Origin of the sequence: Marinithermofilum abyssi (assembly GCF_014641195.1) — a bacterium.
Classification (GTDB): Bacteria; Bacillota; Bacilli; order Thermoactinomycetales; family DSM-45169; genus Marinithermofilum; species Marinithermofilum abyssi.
Map to the genome: position 1 here is coordinate 42351 of NZ_BMHQ01000006.1, position 20841 is coordinate 63191.

20 protein-coding genes and 3 tRNA genes are annotated in these 20841 nt (G+C 51.3%); 22 read left to right on the plus strand and 1 reads right to left on the minus strand.

The window, feature by feature from the left end; genetic code table 11:
• Positions 1–18 precede the first annotated feature (18 nt).
• The 21 genes from IEW70_RS09270 to IEW70_RS18140 all read left to right on the plus strand — a co-directional run bounded on the left by IEW70_RS09270 (position 19) and on the right by IEW70_RS18140 (position 18962).
• The gene (locus IEW70_RS09270; RefSeq protein WP_188647654.1) at positions 19–726 is read left to right on the plus strand and encodes a response regulator; all 708 of its coding nucleotides are present in this window, start codon (positions 19–21) and stop codon (positions 724–726) included.
• On the plus strand, positions 723–2465 hold the full coding sequence (gene pnpS, locus IEW70_RS09275) for a two-component system histidine kinase PnpS (protein WP_188647655.1): 1743 nt from the start codon (positions 723–725) through the stop codon (positions 2463–2465). The genes IEW70_RS09270 and pnpS overlap by 4 nt, the downstream gene beginning before the upstream one ends.
• A 522-nt stretch (positions 2466–2987) precedes the next feature.
• On the plus strand, positions 2988–3932 hold the full coding sequence (locus IEW70_RS09280; protein ID WP_188647656.1) for a PstS family phosphate ABC transporter substrate-binding protein: 945 nt from the start codon (positions 2988–2990) through the stop codon (positions 3930–3932).
• Between the two features lie 121 nt (positions 3933–4053).
• Positions 4054–5001, plus strand: a complete 948-nt coding sequence (gene pstC, locus IEW70_RS09285) for a phosphate ABC transporter permease subunit PstC (protein ID WP_188647657.1) — start codon at positions 4054–4056, stop codon at positions 4999–5001.
• Positions 5001–5939 carry a phosphate ABC transporter permease PstA gene (gene pstA / locus IEW70_RS09290; protein ID WP_188647658.1) on the plus strand — a complete coding sequence of 313 codons (939 nt, stop codon included), beginning with the start codon at positions 5001–5003 and terminating at the stop codon, positions 5937–5939. Before pstC ends, pstA begins: the two co-directional genes overlap by 1 nt.
• A 28-nt stretch (positions 5940–5967) precedes the next feature.
• On the plus strand, positions 5968–6726 hold the full coding sequence (gene pstB / locus IEW70_RS09295; protein WP_229751923.1) for a phosphate ABC transporter ATP-binding protein PstB: 759 nt from the start codon (positions 5968–5970) through the stop codon (positions 6724–6726).
• Positions 6727–6741: 15 nt separating this feature from the next.
• Complete coding sequence (gene phoU, locus IEW70_RS09300; RefSeq protein ID WP_188647659.1) at positions 6742–7410, plus strand: phosphate signaling complex protein PhoU; 669 nt, start codon at positions 6742–6744, stop codon at positions 7408–7410.
• A gap of 223 nt (positions 7411–7633) precedes the next feature.
• Positions 7634–10276 carry a DNA polymerase I gene (gene polA / locus IEW70_RS09305; RefSeq protein ID WP_188647660.1) on the plus strand — a complete coding sequence of 881 codons (2643 nt, stop codon included), beginning with the start codon at positions 7634–7636 and terminating at the stop codon, positions 10274–10276.
• A gap of 17 nt (positions 10277–10293) precedes the next feature.
• On the plus strand, positions 10294–11118 hold the full coding sequence (gene mutM / locus IEW70_RS09310; RefSeq protein ID WP_188647661.1) for a DNA-formamidopyrimidine glycosylase: 825 nt from the start codon (positions 10294–10296) through the stop codon (positions 11116–11118).
• 76 nt (positions 11119–11194) lie between these two features.
• Positions 11195–11860 (plus strand): sporulation membrane protein YtaF, encoded by a 666-nt coding sequence (gene ytaF / locus IEW70_RS09315; protein ID WP_188647662.1) that lies wholly within the window; start codon positions 11195–11197, stop codon positions 11858–11860.
• Between the two features lie 22 nt (positions 11861–11882).
• Complete coding sequence (coaE, locus tag IEW70_RS09320; protein ID WP_188647663.1) at positions 11883–12497, plus strand: dephospho-CoA kinase; 615 nt, start codon at positions 11883–11885, stop codon at positions 12495–12497.
• A complete protein-coding gene (locus IEW70_RS09325; RefSeq protein WP_188647664.1) occupies positions 12455–13069 on the plus strand; it encodes a lytic transglycosylase domain-containing protein in 615 nt (204 codons plus the stop codon). Before coaE ends, IEW70_RS09325 begins: the two co-directional genes overlap by 43 nt.
• A 175-nt stretch (positions 13070–13244) precedes the next feature.
• Positions 13245–14300 carry a glyceraldehyde-3-phosphate dehydrogenase gene (locus IEW70_RS09330; protein ID WP_188647665.1) on the plus strand — a complete coding sequence of 352 codons (1056 nt, stop codon included), beginning with the start codon at positions 13245–13247 and terminating at the stop codon, positions 14298–14300.
• A 219-nt stretch (positions 14301–14519) separates the two neighbouring features.
• The gene (nrdR, locus tag IEW70_RS09335) at positions 14520–15002 is read left to right on the plus strand and encodes a transcriptional regulator NrdR (RefSeq protein WP_188647666.1); all 483 of its coding nucleotides are present in this window, start codon (positions 14520–14522) and stop codon (positions 15000–15002) included.
• 108 nt (positions 15003–15110) lie between these two features.
• Positions 15111–16595: a replication initiation and membrane attachment family protein gene (locus IEW70_RS09340; protein WP_188647667.1), complete on the plus strand. Its 1485-nt coding sequence runs from the start codon at positions 15111–15113 to the stop codon at positions 16593–16595.
• Positions 16595–17524 carry a primosomal protein DnaI gene (gene dnaI, locus IEW70_RS09345; RefSeq protein WP_188647668.1) on the plus strand — a complete coding sequence of 310 codons (930 nt, stop codon included), beginning with the start codon at positions 16595–16597 and terminating at the stop codon, positions 17522–17524. Before IEW70_RS09340 ends, dnaI begins: the two co-directional genes overlap by 1 nt.
• A gap of 101 nt (positions 17525–17625) precedes the next feature.
• Positions 17626–17701, plus strand: a tRNA-Phe gene (locus IEW70_RS09350).
• Between the two features lie 7 nt (positions 17702–17708).
• A tRNA-Gly gene (locus tag IEW70_RS09355) sits at positions 17709–17783 on the plus strand.
• 12 nt (positions 17784–17795) lie between these two features.
• Positions 17796–17885, plus strand: a tRNA-Leu gene (locus tag IEW70_RS09360).
• Between the two features lie 261 nt (positions 17886–18146).
• Positions 18147–18809 carry a metal-dependent hydrolase gene (locus IEW70_RS09365; protein WP_188647669.1) on the plus strand — a complete coding sequence of 221 codons (663 nt, stop codon included), beginning with the start codon at positions 18147–18149 and terminating at the stop codon, positions 18807–18809.
• 21 nt (positions 18810–18830) lie between these two features.
• Positions 18831–18962 (plus strand): hypothetical protein, encoded by a 132-nt coding sequence (locus IEW70_RS18140; protein ID WP_268234853.1) that lies wholly within the window; start codon positions 18831–18833, stop codon positions 18960–18962.
• Between the two features lie 73 nt (positions 18963–19035).
• On the opposite strand, the gene IEW70_RS09370 is transcribed toward IEW70_RS18140, so the two are convergent.
• Complete coding sequence (locus IEW70_RS09370) at positions 19036–19575, minus strand: PH domain-containing protein (protein ID WP_188647670.1); 540 nt, start codon at positions 19573–19575, stop codon at positions 19036–19038.
• Positions 19576–19752: 177 nt separating this feature from the next.
• Here IEW70_RS09370 and ytxC point away from each other — a divergent pair, with 177 nt between their 5' ends.
• A complete protein-coding gene (ytxC, locus tag IEW70_RS09375; RefSeq protein WP_188647671.1) occupies positions 19753–20640 on the plus strand; it encodes a putative sporulation protein YtxC in 888 nt (295 codons plus the stop codon).
• The last annotated feature ends 201 nt before the right edge of the window (positions 20641–20841 follow it).

Genomic DNA, 20841 nt, shown 5'->3' on the forward strand with positions numbered 1-20841 from the left:
AAAAGCGGAGGATAGAAGATGGATAAGCGAATCTTGGTTGTGGACGACGAGCCTTCGATTGTTAAACTGGTTCAGTTTAATTTAGAAAAAGAAGGGTATCTTGTGGATATTGCTGAAGATGGACAAACGGCATTGGATAAGATCAAGGAACAACGGCCGGATCTGCTGGTGCTCGATTTAATGCTGCCCAAAGTAGACGGATTGGAAGTATGCAAGCAGGTGCGAAGGGAGAACCGGCAGCTGCCCATCTTGATGTTGACGGCCAAGACAGAGGAGTTCGATAAAGTTCTCGGATTGGAATTGGGTGCCGATGATTACATGACCAAGCCCTTCAGTCCGCGGGAGCTGGTGGCCAGGGTAAAGGCGATTTTTCGTCGAACCGAAGCGATCCGGGAAGTGTCGCGGGAAGAGCCCAAACAAGTGATTCAAGTCGGGGACCTCACGATTGATACGGATGGTTATGAGGTTCTTCGAAACGGTGAGCCCATCGACTTAACGCCCAAGGAATTTGAGTTGTTGGTTTATTTGGCCAATCATCGGGGGCGGGTGTTGTCACGGGATCAGTTGCTGAATGCCGTTTGGGATTATGATTACATCGGGGATACCCGTATCGTGGATGTTCATGTGAGCCATCTGCGGGAGAAGGTGGAGGAAGATTCCCGCAATCCAGTGTATATCAAAACGGTACGCGGTATCGGATATAAGTTTGAGGGACCGAAAGAATGAGATCCTTGCGTGCTCGCCTCACCATCATGTTTCTTTTGTTGGTGGGGCTATCCGTGTTGGGTTCGGGGGTTTTTGTTTCACTGCTGCTCAAGGCGTCGTACATCGATTCCTTGACGGATCGGTTGACCAAAGAAGGGTATTTGTTGGCAGGTACGATAGATTGGTCGGAAGCGGAAAAAAATCCGAGGCGTTTTCAAAAGCAGGCCCAAGTCAATGGGAAAGCATTGAAGGCCCGTGTAACCCTGATTAACCGGGATGGGACGGTGCTGGGAGATTCCCAGGAGGATCCGCGCCAGATGGGCAATTTGCGGCGGGATCGAGAAGTGCAAAAAGTATTGCGGAAGAAAACAGGCTACACCCGCGTAACGACCAAAGACCGCTTGCATGTCTATATCCCTGTCCAGCAGGACGGACAAGTGCTTGGTGTCATTCGCCTATCGCTGTTCTTGGAAAACATCAATCGATCCTTGAGCCAGGTTTGGTTTTCTTTGATCGGGGGGTTGGCGATGGCCTATGTAGCGGCTGCTTTGCTGGGATCGAGAATCGCATCACGGATCACCAAGCCGATCGAAGAGATTACCCAAGTCGCAGTGGATATCGCCCGGGACCGGTATTACCGTCGGGTTTCCGTGAAGGAGCGGGATGAAATCGGCCGCCTGGGCTCAGCGATCAACCGGATGGCGGCGGGGTTGAAAAATCAGCTGGACATCATCCGCAAAAGTGAGCGGCGGTTGATTTCCGTGATTGAAACAATGGAAAGCGGCTTGTTGCTGGTCGATGCGGAGCGGCGGGTCAATCTGGCCAACCAGGCTATCCACCGTTTTTACGACTTAAAGCCGGGAGAGCTGGTCAACAAAATCCTTCCCCGGCGGGCAGTGTTTCATGAACTGCATACGCTGTTGGATCGGTGTTTGTACAGCGGGGAGCGGATTCGCGAAGAGTTGCACCTGTATTACCCGGAAGAACGCATCCTCGAAGCCAGTCTGACGCCCATCTGGGGGGAGAGCGAGGGCATGGGGGTAGTGGTATTGCTGCACGATATCACCCCGATCCGCCGGTTGGAAAAGATGCGGACAGATTTTGTTGCCAATGTATCCCATGAATTAAAAACGCCGGTTACCTCTCTTCGGGGATTTGCGGAAACCTTATTGGACGGAGCGGATGAAGATCCTCAAATGCGTCGTGAATTCCTGGAAATTATCCAAGCCGAAAGTTTACGGTTGGAGCGGTTGATCGGTGACTTGTTGGACCTATCCCGCATCGAGTCCAAAAAATTGAGTCTCAACTTGCAGGAAATACCGATCCACGAGCTCATCCAATCGATTGTGAAAACCGTGGAAAAGCAAATCAAGAAAAAGGATCTGGAGCTGCAAGTGAAGGTGGATGGAACATTTTCTGTCCGGGTGGACAAAGACCGTTTTTCTCAGATTTTGATCAACCTTCTGTCCAACTCGATGGCTTACACACCCGCAGGAGGAAAGATCACCGTTTCAGCCGGAAAGGAAGGCGAGGAGTGGGTGGTTTCCGTGGCAGATACCGGAATCGGGATTCCTGAAGAGGATTTGCCGCGCATTTTTGAGCGGTTCTATCGGGTGGACAAAGCCCGTTCCCGACAGTCGGGAGGAACAGGCCTGGGACTTGCGATTGTCAAGCATTTGGTAGAAGTGCATCATGGAAAGATCCATGTGAAAAGCCAAGTCGGCAAAGGAACGGAGTTTATCTTGCGGTTTCCCTTATAAACCATAAGCATCCAGAGGGAGACGGAGGCTGCTGATAAAGTCTTAGAAGTTGTATAGTAGAGCAGCTACTTTGAACGACGTACCTGGGACTAAGACAAATAAGCGGCGCATAGCACGACCCGGGAGCTTGCGACCAAGGCGTGATGTGTGCCCTGTGGGTGCTTGTGCCCGTAGGTGCGCATCGAGCATGTTCTTTGGCTTGCGCCTCGGTCACCGTTGGTCACTGTCCCCCCTAGGGCCTTTCGTCGGGCTTAGTGTCGCACAGTCACGCTATATTTTAGGAGTGATAGTCCGACATCTCTAATCGCAAAGGGAGCGACGGGTAAAAAGGGGATTCGCTGTTTGACCGGACATGTTTGTCATTCATGTACACCCATGATCGGGTGTTTTTTTTATCCCCGTTTCCCGATGCCTTTACAAAACCTTAACAATCCATTCATTCTAGGGCAAAAGTCTACCTCTATAGTCGTAATCAGTGAGACATAGAAAACAAAACGACTTTCTCTAGGGGGAAACGAGGTTATGTGGAAGAAAAGCATGTTGATCGCCGGAGTTGTAGCAATGTCCATCTCCGTATTTGCAGGTTGCTCTTCCAATGCAGGCCAAGGCAGCGGGGGTGGAAACGGCAGCGGCCTCTCCGGTGAAATCAAGATTGACGGTTCCAGCACCGTGTATCCTATTTCCCAAGCGGTAGCTGAAGAATTTATGAAAGAAAATCCCGGGGTAAACGTCACGGTTTCCCAGTCCGGTACCGGTGGCGGCTTTGAAAAATGGGCCAAGAAAGAAACGGACCTCAGCGACGCTTCCCGTCCGATTAAAGATGATGAAAAAGCGGCCGCAGAAAAAGCCGGTCGCAAGCCGGTCGAAATCCCGGTCGCATATGACGGAATTTCCGTTGTGGTGAACAAGAAAAACAACTTTGTGGATAATCTGACCTTTGATCAGCTGAAGAAAATTTGGGAGCCCAACAGCAAGGTGAAAACCTGGAAAGATGTCAACCCGAAATGGCCAGACAAGCCGATCAAACTGTACGGCCCGGGAACCTCTTCCGGAACCTTTGACTTCTTCACCGAAAAAGTGGTGGGTGAAGAGGGCAAAAGCCGTACCGACTACACCCAAAGTGAAGATGACAACACCCTGGTACAAGGGGTTGCCGGTGACGAGTTCGCCTTGGGTTACTTCGGATACGCCTACTATGAAGAAAACAAAGACCAACTGAAAGTCGTCAAAGTGGATGGCGGTAAAGGGGCAATCGAACCGAGTCAAGATACCATCAGAGACACCTCCTACCCGTTGTCTCGTCCGATCTTCGTCTACGCAGACCAGAACGACCTGAAGAAGAAAGAAATTCAGGAGTTCCTGAAGTATTACCTGACCGTGGGTAAAGAGCTCGTCTCTGAAGTGGGCTTCATCCCGCTGCCGGATGAAGAGTACAAAAAAGGTTTGGATCAGCTTCAAAGCAAGTAAGCCTTTGGTAGATTGACGATAGACGGCTTGACAAGGGTGTGTGTGGCTCCTCTCCCTGCCTAAATCTGGCGGGAGAGGTAGCCACATTTTGGCATGTTATTGGGAAGGGAGAGTCAAAGTGATGATGCAATCAGGTCAATCCGGCGAGGGTGTTATGGCCGGCAGCCGGTTTAAAAAAGAGCGTTCCCTACGAACGGTATGGGAATGGATGATTCCCAAGCTGTTGTTCATCTGTGCATTGTTGTCTGTGGTGACTACCATCGGAATCATCTTTACTCTGTTGTCTGAGACCTTGTCCTTCTTTCAAAAAATCCCTTTTATCGACTTTATCACCGGCACCAAATGGACGGCCCTGTTCTCTGAAAGTCAACGCTCTTTTGGGGTGCTGCCCTTGATCACCGGCACCCTGCTGGTAACGGTAACGGCAGCAATCGTTGCTGTGCCTCTCGGCTTGGCAAGTGCGATCTATCTGAGCGAATATGCACCGAGCCGTGTTCGTCGCGTCTTGAAGCCGGTTTTGGAGATTCTGGCAGGAATCCCCACGATCGTATACGGCTTTTTTGCGCTCACCTTCGTGACACCGCTGTTGCGTTCGTTCATACCCGAAATGGGTGTCTTCAACGCCCTCAGTGCTGGTATCGTCGTGGGGATCATGATTATCCCCATGATTGCATCCCTGAGTGAAGATGCCATGAGCTCCGTTCCCCGCAATATCCGGGAGGCGGCATTGGCCATGGGTTCTACCCGGTTGGAGGTATCCTTCCGTGTGGTTTTGCCCGCTGCATTGTCCGGTATTGTCGCCTCGTTCGTGCTCGGTATCTCGCGGGCCATCGGGGAAACGATGATCGTTACCATCGCAGCTGGGGCTACCCCCAACATGACCTTGAATCCGACGGACTCCATTCAAACCATGACCGCCTATATTGTGCAGGCTGCCTTCGGCGATATCAGCACGGGCGGGATTGTGTACCAATCCATCTATGCGGTGGGAATGACCCTGTTTCTCTTCACCTTGGTTATGAATTTACTGGCACAGTTTATCTCCCGCCGCTTTAAGGAGGAGTACTAATGAGCACGGATGAAGCAGTGATTCGTCAAGCGTCCAAAAACCGCGTTTCCGCCAATCATCAGGATTGGGCCAAAAAAGAGCGAACGGTCCGTGTTCTTTATCGCCGATTCAAAAACAAATTGGCGCACGGGGTGTTTTTGCTGGCCACGTTGGTAGGCGTGGCCGTGCTAGCCGTGCTGATCACGGATATCGTTCAAACCGGCTGGAAGTGGCTGAGTGCGGACTTCTTCAATAATTTCGCCTCCCGGCTGCCGGAACGTTCCGGGATTAAGGCGGCCTTTTGGGGCTCCTTGTGGATGTTGGGTGTAACCGCTCCGCTGACTTTTATTTTGGGTGTGGCCACGGCTCTGTATATGGAAGAATACGCACCGAAAAACGGGTTTACCCGGTTTATCCAGTTGAACATTAGCAACCTGGCGGGCGTTCCCTCCATCGTGTTCGGGATTCTGGGATTGACGCTGTTTGTTCGCGGGATGGCACTTGGAAAAAGTGTGTTGGCCGGTTCGTTGACCATGACGCTGTTGATTCTTCCCGTGGTGATTGTGGCCGCCCGGGAAGCGATCGCCGGGGTCCCGAACTCCCTGCGGCAAGCTTCCTATGCGATGGGAGCGACCAAGTGGCAAACCATTCAAAAAGTGGTGCTGCCCTATTCGATGCCGGGGATTTTGACGGGGACCATTTTGGCACTGTCCCGTGCAGTAGGTGAAACAGCCCCGTTGATCATGGTGGGTGCGGTGACGTTTATCGCCTTTACTCCGGGATATGTATTGGATCCCTTTACGGTGATGCCTATCCAGATCTATCGGTGGATTAGCGAACCACAGACTGCGTTCCATGAACTGGCCGCTGCAGGGATCATCGTCTTGCTGGCGATGTTGCTTACCATGAACGCATTGGCAGTGTTCCTGCGAAACAAATTCCAGCGGAGAGACGGTTAAGGGGGAGTTACCAGTGAGTGAAGCAGTGATGACCAAACAAGCGATTGAAGTGAAAAACCTGAATCTGTATTATGGTGAAAAGCAGGCCTTGAAAGAGATATCCATGGATGTGGATGAGAATACCGTGACCGCTCTGATCGGCCCTTCGGGCTGCGGAAAGTCGACCTTTCTCCGTACGCTCAATCGGATGAACGACCTGATTCCCGGCGTTCGGATCGAGGGCGAGATCCAACTCCACGGGGAAAACATCTACAGCAAAAACATCGACGTGGAAGTGCTGCGGAAGCGGGTGGGAATGGTATTTCAAGCACCCAACCCGTTCCCCAAGAGCATTTATGACAACGTGGCTTACGGACCCCGTATTCACGGAATCAAGAGCAAAAAAGTGCTGGATGAAATCGTGGAAAAAAGCTTGCGGGGAGCGGCTCTGTGGGATGAAGTGAAAGACCGCTTGAAGGACCGGGCCACCGGCCTGTCCGGCGGACAGCAGCAACGTCTCTGCATCGCTCGCGCCCTCGCAGTGGAACCGGAAATCGTGTTGATGGATGAGCCGACATCCGCTCTGGACCCCATCTCCACCTCTAAGATCGAAGAGCTGGTTCAAGAGTTGAAAAAGAAGTATACGATTGTCATCGTGACCCACAACATGCAGCAAGCGGCTCGGATCTCCGATAAGACGGCGTTCTTCCTGAACGGGGAACTGATCGAGTATGACGATACCAAGACCTTGTTCTCCAACCCGAAAAATCAGAAGACCGAAGACTATATTACAGGTCGTTTCGGTTAAGAAAGGGGCTCAAACATGGAACGGCAATTCGATCAGTCTCTGAAAGAAGTGAAACGTCTACTCTTGGAGATGGGGGAAAAACTGGAGATTGCCATCGACAAGTCGGTTAAATCTCTCGCGTCCCTGAATGGGATCATGGCTCGGGACGTGTTGGAAAAGGATCATAAGATCGATGAATTGGAAGACCGCATCGATGAAAAAGTGGCCCAACTCATCGCCACCCAGCAGCCGGTGGCCAAAGATCTCCGCAAACTGATCGCAGCCATGAAAATCGCTTCCGATATGGAACGTATGGCGGATTTGGCAGCCAATGTGGCTGAAGTGACCGTCTATTTTGTGGAAAACGACCTGAAGCTTTTCACAGAGCTGAAAGATATCCCAAACATGGCACGGATTACACAAAAAATGGTGCACGACGGGATTAACAGCTACATCGACGGCAATGTGGAAATGTCGAAAAAAATGGCTCAAACCGATGATCAAGTGGACGACCTGTACGAAAAAGTGGTGAAAGAGCTGTTGCAAATGGTTTTCCACAAAGTCGAAAGCACCGATGCAGAAAAAGATGTCGCCCTCCGTCTCTGCTTTGTCGCCCGTTACCTGGAACGGATCGCCGATCACGCGACCAACATCGGCGAAAGCATCGTCTATATCGAGACCGGTAAACGGGTGGATTTGAACTGAAAAGCTATGGATGAACCAAACAGTAGCTCTAGATAGAGCTGCTGTTTTTTTTCAGGTGCTTTCGACGTGGTTTAGTTATATCACGGGAGAAAAGGGAGCCGACAATCTCTTTTTCTTTTCCCTTGCCCTTTCTGGAAGTCCCGCAATGCCTCATGATACAATAAACCTGTTCATTTTCACGAACGGAACCATCTTTTACGAATGGAGAAGCGGAGGCGCGTTCATGGATAAACTGGTCTTGATCGACGGGAACAGTATTGCGTTTCGGGCGTTTTATGCACTGCCCCTTTTGACCAACAGCGCAGGAACTTACACCAATGCGGTGTATGGATTTACCATGATGTTGATGAAGGTGCTGGAAGAAGAGAGGCCGACCCATATGTTGGTTGCCTTCGATGCGGGCAAAACCACCTTTCGGCATAAAGATTATCAAGAGTATAAAGGAAAGCGGGAGAAAACCCCCGATGAGCTGTCCGAGCAGATTCCCTTAATCAAAGAGGTGCTGGATGCCTTTGGCATTCATCATTTCGAGCTGGAGGGATATGAGGCGGACGATATTATCGGCACATTGGCCAGGGAAGCGGATCAAAAAGGAATTCCCGTTACGATTGTGTCCGGAGACAAAGATTTGCTCCAACTCGTTACTGACGGAGTTCAGGTGCTTCTTACCCGCAAGGGTGTGACGGAGACGGAAAAGTACGATGTTCAAGGGGTAAAGGATCGTTACGGCTTGGAGCCGAAGCAAGTGATCGACCTGAAGGGGCTGATGGGAGATACTTCCGACAATATTCCCGGGATTCCCGGCGTAGGGGAAAAAACAGCCCTCAAGCTGCTGCATCAGTTTGGTACGGTGGAAAATGTCTTGGATCATCTAGCAGATCTGCCAGGCAAAAAACTGAAAGAACGTGTAGCGGAACATCAGGAGCAGGCGCGGGTCAGCAAAGAATTGGCGACGATTTACTGCGAGGTGCCGATGGAGATTTCGATTCAAGACATCAGCTATACTCCTTTTGATCCGGAAAGAGTAGCCCCCTTATTCAAACGGTTGGAATTTAAAACCTTGTTGGAAAAAGTGCAGGCAGACGGTCCGGAGGCACCGGAAGAACTGGAAGCGATCCGGTATCATATCGTGACGGCGGAAGATCAGGATGAATGGGAGCCGCTCCTGAAACAGGACTGCTTGGCGCTGTTTGTCGAGTTGACGGAGGAAAATTATCATAAGGCCGAAGTGATCGGGATGGCGCTTTCCGATGGGAAAGAATACCTGTATATTCCACTGGAAACCGCCATGCAGTGGGAATCGTTGCAAAAGTGGCTGGCAGATGAGCGGCAAGAAAAAATCGTGTATGATGTGAAGCGGACACGAGTGGCATTGAAGCGGCGAGGTTTGGAATTTAAAGGATATGTCTTCGATCTGCTCTTGGCTTCCTATCTTACCAATCCGTCGGAGTCCGGGCATGAGCTCGCCGATATTGTGGAACGGAAACTGGATGGCTCCCTTCCCGCCGATGAAAAGGTGTACGGAAAAGGGGCCAAACGCCGTCAACTGGAAGGGGAGGAGTTGGCGGAACACCTGGCTCGTAAGACATCGGCGATGATTCGGCTTTATCCCGTGCTGGAAGAAGAGCTGAAGGAAGCAGAGTTGGACGAACTTTTTTACGATCTGGAGCTGCCGGTGGCGGATGTATTGGCCCGCATGGAATGGCACGGAGTCAAAGTAGATCGGGAGCGGTTAAAAGCCCTCGGAGAAGAGTTGCAGCAGCAGTTGGACGAACTGACCGACAAGATCTACGATTTGGCGGGAACGGAGTTTAACATCAATTCTCCCAAACAGCTGGGGGAAATTCTGTTTGACAAGCTGGGGCTGCCGGTGTTGAAAAAGACCAAGACGGGCTACTCCACCAGTGCCGATGTGCTGGAGAGGCTGGCTCCCCAGCATGAGATCGTGGAGCAAATTCTCCATTACCGCCAAGTAGGGAAGCTGATCTCCACGTATGTGGAAGGATTGCTGAAAGAGATTTATCCGGAAACAGGCAAGATTCACACCCGTTTCAATCAAACGATTACCGCCACCGGAAGGCTGAGCAGTACCGATCCCAACCTGCAGAACATCCCGATCCGGCTGGAGGAAGGACGGCGCATTCGCCAGGTATTTGTCCCCTCGGAAAAAGGGTGGTACATTCTGGCGGCCGACTACTCACAAATTGAACTCCGGGTGCTGGCCCATTTGTCCAAAGATGAAAATCTAATGGCGGCTTTCCGGAAGGACATGGATATTCATACAAAAACGGCGATGGATGTATTTGGTGTATCGGAGGATGAGGTGACCCCGTTGATGCGCCGTCAGGCCAAAGCGGTTAACTTCGGGATTGTTTACGGGATCAGCGATTACGGATTGTCCCAAAACCTGAATATCCCGCGAAAAGAAGCGGCTGCTTTTATTGAGCGTTATTTTGAAAGCTATCCGGGAGTCAAGCGCTACATGGACGAAACCGTGCAGCAGGCCAAAAAACAGGGGTATGTCACCACTATGCTGAACCGTCGGCGTTATCTGCCGGACATCAACTCCCGCAACTTCAATCGGCGCAGTTTTGCTGAACGGACGGCGATGAACACGCCGATTCAGGGTACGGCGGCGGATATCATCAAAAAAGCGATGGTACGCATGGATGAGGTGTTGCGGGAAGAAGGGCTGAAAGCTCGAATGTTGCTGCAGGTTCACGATGAATTGATTTTTGAAGCGCCGGAAGAAGAGTTGGCGACACTGTCCCGGCTGGTGCAACAAGTGATGGAGGAACCGGTGGAGCTGTCCGTTCCCCTGAAAGTGGATGTGAACACTGGGGAAACATGGTATGAAGCAAAGTGACAGGGAGAGAAGAAGACGTGCCAGAACTGCCTGAAGTAGAAACCGTTCGAAGGACATTGGAGAAGCTGGTGATCGGAAAAACGGTGGATCGTGTAAGTGTTCACCTGCCACGGATTGTGAAAGAGCCGCCGGACCCGGTACTGTTCGGACAGCTGCTTGAAGGGGAGACGATCAACGAAGTAGGGCGCCGGGGGAAATTTCTCAAAATCGGATTCAACTCCTGGGTGCTGGTTTCCCACCTTCGGATGGAAGGACGTTACCGGGTAGTCCCGCAGGAAGAACCGGTGGAGAAGCATACCCATGTGATTTTTCACTTTACGGACGGAACAGAACTCCGATATAAGGATGTGCGCCAATTCGGCACGATGCATCTCTATCCGCGCGGAGAAGAGGAACATCAGCCACCTTTGAACAAGTTGGGTCCCGAGCCCCTTTCCGAGGAGTTTACCTTGGAGCTGTTCCGACAGCGTTTAGCGGGACGGAGAACAAAAATCAAAGCTCTTTTGCTGAATCAGGAGTTTTTGGCGGGCTTGGGGAATATATATGTGGACGAGGCCCTGTATCAAGCGGGGCTTCATCCGGAACGGACGGTCTCTTCACTGTCCGATGATGAGGTGAAACGCCTCTTTAACAGTATTCGTTCCACACTAATGAAAGCCGTCGAAGCAGGAGGGTCCTCTGTTCGCTCCTATGTGGACGGGAATGGTGAAATGGGCATGTTTCAGTTGCAGATCCAAGTCTACGGGCGAAAAGGGGAACCTTGTCACCGATGCGGGGAACCTATTTCCCGGCTGGTGGTGGCGGGCCGGGGAACGCATATCTGCACCCGTTGCCAAAACTAAAAAGGATCCGCACGGAAATCCCTCTTCTTCATAGGATGTAGGTATCCATCCACCTGTCTGAAGGAGTGGGTAAAGGGTGTGGAGCCTGTTTTCCTTGATCTTTCTTACATTGGCTGTCAGCCTGGACAGCTTTGGAGCGGGTATCACTTACGGGTTGCGCAAAATTCGTTTGCCCCTGTTATCGGTGATCATCATTGGATGTTGTTCCGGTGCGATGATCGTGTTATCCATGTACACGGGACAATGGCTGGCTCAGTGGATAGCACCGGGCACGGCGGAAAAAGCAGGCGGCACCCTTTTGTGTCTGCTGGGGATATGGGGGTTGATTCAAGCCGGCCGGAACACCGTCTCCTCTTCTCTGCGGAAAGAAGATGCTTTAAGAGAGGAGACGGTCGCACCAGCGCGCCTGCTGTCTTTGGAAATCCGCAGACTGGGGTTGGTGATTCAAATCTTGAAGACCCCTGCGGTTGCCGATATCGACCGATCCGGTACCATCAGTCCCGGTGAAGCTGTATGGTTGGGTACGGCCTTGTCGTTAGATGCCTTTGGGGCGGGAGTGGGGGCGGCGTTGATGGGACATTCCCCATGGACCGCAGCCGGGATGATCGTATGCGCTTGCGCGGTATTTCTAATAGCAGGCATCAAGCTGGGGTTTTGTTTTGTCAGGCGGGATCCGGCGGGTATGCTGTCTTATCTGCCGGGTTTGTTGCTGTTAATATTGGGCCTGACAAGGTTTTTTTAACCTAAAAGGGTGTGATGAACCATTGATCGCAGGTTTGACAGGAGGCATAGCAACGGGAAAAAGTACCGTCTCCCGGATGTTGCAGGAGCGGGGAGCGGCGATCGTGGATGCGGATGTGATCGCACGTCAAGTCGTGGAACCCGGTACGGAGGGGCTTCGACGGATAAAAGAACGGTTCGGTCAGGAAGTGCTTCAACCGGATGGAACGTTGGACCGGAAAGCTTTGGGAGCTATTGTATTCAGGGATCCGGCAGCACGGCGGGAGCTGAATCGTTTGCTGCATCCTCTCATCATCGACCAAATGCAGGAAGAAACCCGGCAGGCGCAGCGGAGCAATCCCGCGCGTCCCGTTATATTGGACACGCCCCTGTTGATTGAGGAAAAATTGACGTCACTGGTTGAAAAAGTGATCGTGGTCTACATTCCCGAAGCGTTGCAGTTGCAACGCTTGATGGCGCGAGAAGGAATGGATGAAAAGGAAGCCCGACGCTTGATCCAATCACAGATACCGATCGAGGAAAAAAAACAGTTCGCCGATGTGTTGATTGACAATTCGGGCACGCTGGCGGATACGGAAAGACAGGTGGATCAGCTATGGGAAACTCTGGTCTTGCAAAATGGATCCGACCAGCCCTAGCGGCATTGCCGTCCAAACGGAAGCTGGTCATCGCATTTGCGTTGCTGCTGGTGTTTTTGCTGGTTGCTACTCCGCTCTTTAATCGTTGGATGTATCCATTGGATTATGAGGAGCAGATCATGTACAGCTCGGATGCCACCGGAGCAGATCCCTTTTTGATAATGGCCGTTATTCGAGTGGAGAGCAAATTTGATCCCAACAAAAAATCGCGCGTGGGTGCACAGGGTCTGATGCAGCTTATGCCCCATACCGTTGAATGGGTGATCGATAGGGGCCATTTTTCACCGGCATTCCGGGATAATGTCCACGATCCGGCGATCAACATTCACATGGGCTCCTGGTACCTGGCAGGGTTGATCCGCGAGTTTCACGGCAATGAAGTGGCGGCAGTTGCCGCTTACAATGCCGGTCCCGGGAACGTGAAAAAGTGGATCCAATCCGGCCAGTGGGACGGGACCCGGGAGAATCTAAAACAGATTCCTTACGGCGAGACTCGTCACTACATTCAACGGGTATTCTTTTTCCACGAAAAATACAAGTCGTTGTATACGCACCTAAACAAAAAGCAATAACCCTGCAGGGGAGGCGAGATAGTCTCCCCTTTGTTCAGGCTCCTTTTGTGAGCGCTTTCATAATGGTTCACTAAACTTTTGCAGGAAATTAGCCGTTACGCATTGCAATATATGACATACTGTTTATAATAAAAGTGGAACTAGTATGGAACATAATGAGGGAAGGGGTATCATAATGCCGGTACGCATAGCGATAAATGGATTCGGCCGGATTGGCCGTATGGTATTCCGCAAGGCACTGCAAGAGAAAGACTTGGAGATCGTGGCGATCAACGCAAGCTATCCTGCGGAAACCCTGGCTCATCTGGTGAAATATGACACGATTCATGGAAGATTGGATGAACCGATCACACCCGCCGGCGATCAATTGATGGTGAAGGGGAAAGCGGTCCAACTGGTGTCTGAACGAAATCCGGCCCAGTTGCCTTGGAAAGAGCTGGGGATCGATATTGTGGTAGAAGCTACCGGAAAGTTTCGCGATCGGGATGGTGCCGGTCTTCACCTGCAGGCCGGAGCGAAAAAAGTGGTAATCACAGCCCCCGGCAAACGGGAAGACGTAATGATTGTCATGGGAGTCAATGATAGCGCTTACGTCCCGAAAGAGCACCATATTATCTCCAATGCTTCCTGCACCACCAACTGTCTGGCACCGGTGGTAAAAGTGCTCCATGAGGCTTTCGGGATCCAGCAAGGTTTGATGACCACAGTCCACTCTTATACCAATGACCAGAAAAACTTGGATAATCCTCACAAGGATTTGCGCCGTGCCCGGGCATGTGCCCAATCCATCATTCCGACCAAGACCGGTGCCGCTAGAGCCATCGGTCAAGTGTTGCCGGAGCTGAAAGGCCGGCTCAACGGTTTGGCGCTCCGGGTCCCTACTCCCAATGTGTCCGTGGTGGACTTGGTGGCAGATGTTCAGACCGACGTCACGGTGGATAAAGTGAACGGTGTGTTGAAAGAAGCCGCCGAAGGTTCGCTGAAAGGCATCCTGGAATACTGTGAGGAACCTTTGGTTTCCTCGGACTTCAATGGCAATTCCCATTCCGCCATCGTCGATGGGCTTTCCACGATGGTGACTGGTGATCGCCAGGTGAAAGTGTTGGCCTGGTATGATAACGAATGGGGATACTCCTGTCGTGTGGTGGATCTGGTAAAACTGGTGGGATCGTCTTTTTTAGCCCCTGAAGGCCGTCCGGCGGAGGATGAAGTGGAAGCTTCCGTCGTTTAAGCGCCGGACGGTCTTCTGTGAAATTCTTTCGGGGGAAACAATCTCCCCCGCATTGGTTTGAAAACCCTCTGCCCCTTAAATGGGGCTTTTTTTGTCTGTCGATTTTACTGGTATTTCACAGAGTGGCAGGCAACCAACCACTGGTCCGCAGAATGTGGTATATTTATGACGATATCCTGAATGGACCGCCGAATTCAAATCAAAGGAAGGGGGGATTCCATGCGATGTCCGTTTTGTCAGTCCATCGGCAGCAGAGTACTCGACTCTCGTCCGGCCCACGAGGGCAAGTCGATTCGGCGCAGACGCCAATGCGAAACATGTGACCGCCGCTTTACCACCTTTGAAATAGTGGAAGAAAAACCGCTGATCGTAATCAAAAAAGATGGCAGCCGGGAGGAATTCAGCAGGGACAAACTGATGCGCGGATTAATTCGTGCCTGCGAAAAACGTCCCGTTCCCATGGAGCGCTTGAAGCAGCTGGTGGATGAAGTGGAACGCAACTTGCGGGAAAACAGCGAGGCGGAAGTTCCGACGCGGGAAATCGGGGAAATGGTGATGGAGCGGCTGGTGGAAGTGGATGAAGTGGCGTATGTTCGCTTTGCTTCGGTATACCGTCAATTTAAAGATATCAATGTATTTGTGCGGGAACTGGAAGAGCTCTTAAATCGCTCTCGGGAAAGGGTAAACCCGAATGATGTCTGATTTCCTCCATTTCTTCAGACAGAACGAGCTAATAGGTGATTGTCCCTGCTGGCTTCTCCTGATACAATAATAAAACCCATTTTTTGAATGGTTCGGGAGGCAGCACCCATGATCATGACCTGGAAAAACGGTTCCCCTCGTGACGGTTGGCGCAGCCGGAGTCGCCGTCCATTGCATGATCGGGATTCCAAGGGACTGTTCCATTTATATCAGCCTTTAATTGGCGCTGCCTCAGCAGGGTTGTACATGACACTCTATCATCAAGCGGATCGTGCACTGTCTTCTTCTGCTGAGGTGAAAACCCATCTTTATTTGATGAATCTGTTGCACCTGCCGCTGCCCGATCTTTTGGAGGCGCGTTATCGCTTAGAGGGAGTGGGCCTTCTCCATACATATGAGATGATGGAAGACGGACGGCGGGTGTATGAGTACGAGTTGGTTCCGCCTCTTTCTCCCGGCCAGTTTTTTCAAAGCGATGTGCTGAGCATTACCTTATTAAACCGTTTGGGAAGAGACGGTTACCGGGCGCTGCGAAAAGACTTGGATACCCGCACAGAGGCGGGAAGCCGAGAAAAAGGCAAAGAAGTGACCAAGTCGTTTCAAGAAGTATATGGATCACTCTCTCCGGTGGATATGGCATCGGTCGATGATTTGGAGGAGGAGATCGGTACAGCTTGGCAAGAAGGGTCGTATTCTCCTGATGTAGAAGGTGAGCTGCCGGTATTTGGCCAGGAGGAAGATGACCTGTCCATGGTACGGACACGGTTGGAGCCTCTGTTGGAAAAAGGGGCTTGGACACCGGAAGTGGAAAAGCAGCTGCGCGAGATCCGGTTTTTGTACCAATTGGATGATTGGGATCTGATTCGTGCGCTGCAAAATCCGTATGTTACGCAAAACGGACGGATTGCCGTCGAACGGTTGCGTTCGTTTGTCAAAAGCGAATACCGGATGCGCTTCGGTCGGCCCCCGGTAGTGGTGGAGCGAAAGCGGTTGGAGAAGCCGTCTGCAGCCAAGGTACATGCGTCCAATTCAGCTGCTTCCGTGGCTGAAGGGAATGGGGCTGCGGGTGAATCAAGCAAAGAGGAGCAGCATTTTCGGATGCTGGCTCAAGTATCTCCGTTGGAACTGTTGTCCCGCTTTCAAAACGGGCGGCAAATTCCCAAGGCCGACATGGAACTGATCGAGGATCTGATCCATCAGTACGGATTGCCCCATGGTGTCATCAATGTGCTGTTGGAATACGTCCTGTATTCTTATGATTACAAGTTGCCCCGTCCTTTGGTGGAGAAGATTGCCGGTCATTGGGCACGAAAAAATGTACAGACGGTGGAACAAGCTCTGGAGATGGCACGGAAAGAGAAAGAGCTTACCCGGGGCAGGTATACTCCGGATGGTGCAGCCTACAGCAAGCGAAAAAGTCAGAGGAGAGAAAGAGAAGATCAGCTTCCGTCGGCGGTGCGCCAAGGGATGGAAGAGCAGTCCAAAGAAGAGCGAAGTAAAGACTGGGAAGTGGATCCCGTTGCGGAACAGAGGCTGCGTGCGAAGTTGCAGCGAATGAACGAGCGGTTGAATCGGAAAAAGGGGAGTTCATGATGGAGCGGATTGAACGGGTCTTGCAACAATGGAAAGAGCGTCTACCCATTCAGGGCGACAAAGAGCAGCTATTGCAGAGAATATTCTCAGCTCCTCCTGTTCAGGCGTTTAGAAGCAAGCATCCCGACATTCCCCGTGAAGTGTATTTACATTCCTTGGTTCCTTTGCGGCAATACGTGAAAGAGCAAGCCAATTGCGGACGATGTCCCGGCTTGGAACACTGCCCCAACATGGTCCAAGGTCACCAGCCTGAATTGGTTCCTTACAGCGGATTATTGGAATTGCGCATGCAGCCGTGTGACAAACTAAAAAGACAAGAAGAGCAAAAGCGCCGTTCCTCATTGATTCGTAGTCATTATATTCCGAAGGACATCTTATCTGCTACATTCAACTCGCTTATTCTTAACCAGGGCCGCATCCCCGCCATCGATGCTGCTGCGGAATTTTGCGAGCAGTTCGCTGAGGGGCGCCCCCGGAAGGGATTATACTTTTATGGGGATTTCGGTGTAGGCAAGAGCCATATCGCAGGAGCAATCGCTCAGCGGCTGGTGGATCATGGTGTCGATTCCCTCATGGTATATGTGCCGGATTTTATCCGTGAAGTGAAGGATTCCATTCGAGACGGACAGGTGCAAGAAAAGTTGGATGCCCTAAAAAAAGCAACGGTGTTAATCCTCGATGACATCGGAGCGGAAAATTTGACTCCCTGGGCACGGGACGAAGTCTTGGGAACGATTCTCCAATATCGGGTGACACAAGGATTGCCTACCCTTTATACATCCAATCTGAATCTGGATGAGTTGGAAAAACATCTCGCCTACTCGGAAAAAGGCGGGGTCGAACGGACCAAAGCCAAGCGGATTATGGAACGGATTCGTCACCATGTACAGGTATTCCATGTGAAAGGCCCCAATCGGCGCGGGATGTAGGTTCTGAAGAAAAGTATCGCCGGTTGAAATTTTTTTGGAATAGCTGTTGCCATCCCTATACCAGCGTGCTATAATAGTCTTCGTCACCGCATAAAGCAAGTGGTTCGGTAGCTCAGTCGGTAGAGCAGAGGACTGAAAATCCTCGTGTCGGCGGTTCGATTCCGTCCCGAACCACCATTCTCGAGCGGAAGTGGCTCAGGGGTAGAGCACCGCCTTGCCAAGGCGGGGGTCGCGGGTTCGAATCCCGTCTTCCGCTCCATTTTTATACCTTGCCGGGGTGGCGGAATTGGCAGACGCACGGGACTTAAAATCCCGGGGTGGGTGATCCACCGTGTCGGTTCGAGTCCGACCCTCGGTACCAGCGACCTCCTGAACAGGAGGGTTTTTTTATTTTTAAACGTCCCCATCATTTTAGGGGACGTTTTTTTTACGATGAAATGTCCAAAGTTCCCAAGTATTTTGAACAAAAACTTAAGGGACAACTTCAGTATTTTTTGATACCATAAACACATGGAAATCTTGTGTATCTGCGGAGAAACATGCTGATGCCGCCGGTGAAATCGACACCGGTATTTTTTGTCTGAAGGACCCAAACGTATGTTGTTATTAAAGGAGGATGATTATGACGGGGAACACACATATGTCACTTGGCGTAGCTGCCGGTGCTGCCGCTGCTGCTATTACCGGCGTAGGCGCCGATCCGGAAGCGATGGCATGGACAGTGGTGGCGTCGTCGATAGGGGCCATGTTGCCGGATATTGATGAAGACGGAAGTATGCTGAACAACCTGCTGTTCAAATCCATCCAGTACCGTTCGGCTGCGCTGACGGTTTTGGGCGGCATTATGGTATTGCTGTATTTTCTGAAGCATGTCCCCCTTTGGACTTGTCTGGCCGGGATGTATGCGATGAGTGTCGCCTTTGTGCCCCATCGCAGTATTACGCATTCATTGCTTGCTTTGGGTATTGTGACGGGGATTACCTATCTGGCTGCCCCCGATTATTCCGTGGCGATAGCAGCCGGATATATTTCACACTTGTTGGCGGATGCGGTAACTACAGGCGGCGTGCCATTTTTCTGGCCCTGGAAAAAGCGGTGGGGGTTGAAAGACCTGGGCATCAAGGTGAGAAGCGGGGACAAAGTGGATCAGGTGACGGGAAAACTGGCCATGTACGGTGGTTCCCTGGCGATTTTGTGGATGCTGTTTCAAGGGGCGTCACCGGATGCCTTTTTGTCAGGGGCTGCAGATCAGGTGAAAAGCATAAAAGGGTTGTTTTGGGGATAACGGGAAAAAGGAGCGGATAACATGAATCTCCTAAGGTGGGCAGTGGGGATATTTTTCTTGGTAGTAGTAATGGCGTGTCAAGCCTATACAGTAGATGCTCCCGCTTTGCCGGAATCGGAAGTGACGGATGGGAAAACGTCAGTGTCAGCATAAACGGGACTCCTGTAAATGAGTACTTATCCAATAAATAAAAGGCCAGGGGCGTATTCCTCCTGGCCTATATTGGTTAAACCGCTTTCTTTTCTTTTAAAATTCGTTTCTTTTGCTCGTTCAGCTCATCATGGGTGAGGATGCCTTGTTCTTTTAAACGGGCCAAGCGCTCTAGCTCATCGAGATAGTCATCCGAGTCACCGGAACCCTGTTTGACTTCCTCCACTTTTTGTTTCAGATGGCGGCGAATCTTTTCGACGAAGGGCAGGATTTGGGTTTTGTCCACTCCGCTGATTCTTCCTTCAGAGCCGATGGAGATGATCTCTACCGCACCAAACAACAGGCCTGTTTCAAACCGCAGGGAGGTGATTTGATTGTAATCGAAGGACTCCACAAAGAGTGAGATCAGACCTTTTTCCAAGAATATCAGTCGTTGATCGGTTGCCACTACAACGCCATGGCGGTTTCGATACCGTCCATAGACCAACCCTTCAATGTGTTCGTGTTCCAACAGGATGCGAGGCAATTCGTTGATCTCCCGACGGCCCAGTACGCGACCTACCCGGTTTAGGTTCAGCTCCTCAATCTGCTGACGCACTTCCGTTTTCGAAACCATGGCCCGACCTCCTTGCAGGAAGTTCTTATTTCCCATCTTACAGGAAGGTGAAATAAAGTGTCTATTGTCTAAAGGTATTATTTTTCCGACAGTTCGGTACATTCCAATGGTGTACGTATACCCGGTCGGCAACGCCCATATACTAGGAACAAACGATGGACAAAGGAGAAGTTGGGCATGGGTGCGTACCAGATCTCGGTTCCCGGACATAATTCGGAAGAAGTAAACCATTTGCGGCGTTTGTTACAAAACAAACTGCAACATTGGGATCCCGTCGGTCAAACCATCCGGTTGGAAGAGAAGTGGGTGGGGGACCGGACAGTGTTTCGATTGTCCCATTTGCGGATGGGGAAACAGCCGGAAAAAAACCTGCGGCTGTGCCTGGGCACTGCAGTGGCCGAATACATCCTGACCGTGGATGAGCCGGAGCTGATTCGCGGGATTATCTCACGGGAATTCCATCCCAAACACCGGGAAGAGATGGATCAGGTCACCGAGTATACCTTTCATTTGCTACATGAGAACGAAACGGACGAGGGAGATCGATCCTTTGATCAGCGTAAGGAAAAAATGGTGCGTACCGTGGTACGCTATCTTTCCCAACATCGCAATCTTGCCGTGGACGGTTTTGTCCGGTTTCGGCTGAAAAAATATCATCGGGTATTGGTCAAACTGGTGGAGCATGCGATTGACGAATATCTGCTGGATAAGGAATACCAAGAATTCATCGATCTGTTGAAGTACTTTGTATTGGTACAAAAAAGCAAAGTTCCCATGGTTCATGTCATTCATACGGGCAAGCGTAAATTTCAGGTACTGGAGGCGGATGGCCGTCCGCTCCGGTTGAAGGAAATGGACGTCGTCGTTCAGGAGATGATGGATCACTCCTACTCCCAGGAGGATCTGATTGTCAGCACGTTGTTGACGGTGGCGCCGGAGCGGATCATCTTGCATACCCGCCACGATAAAGAAAATGTGATCCGGACATTGATGCAGATTTTTGAGGGGCGGGTGGTTGTCTGCCATGGTTGTCCGGAGTGTCGTTCCCGCTCTCATTCGCAATAGATCTTGACTCCGCCTGCCAGCGTTGGGTATAATACAACCAAATTTTTTATGAAACAGCGATGAAGAGGACACCATCGATCACACACGGCTTCCAGAGATCGAAGGCCGTCGGCTGCAAGCCTTCGAAGCCCTCTGGTGACCGATGACCCCCTCCCAGCTGCCGTCGGGAACACCGCAGGTCAGTATCGACGGCCGGTTGCA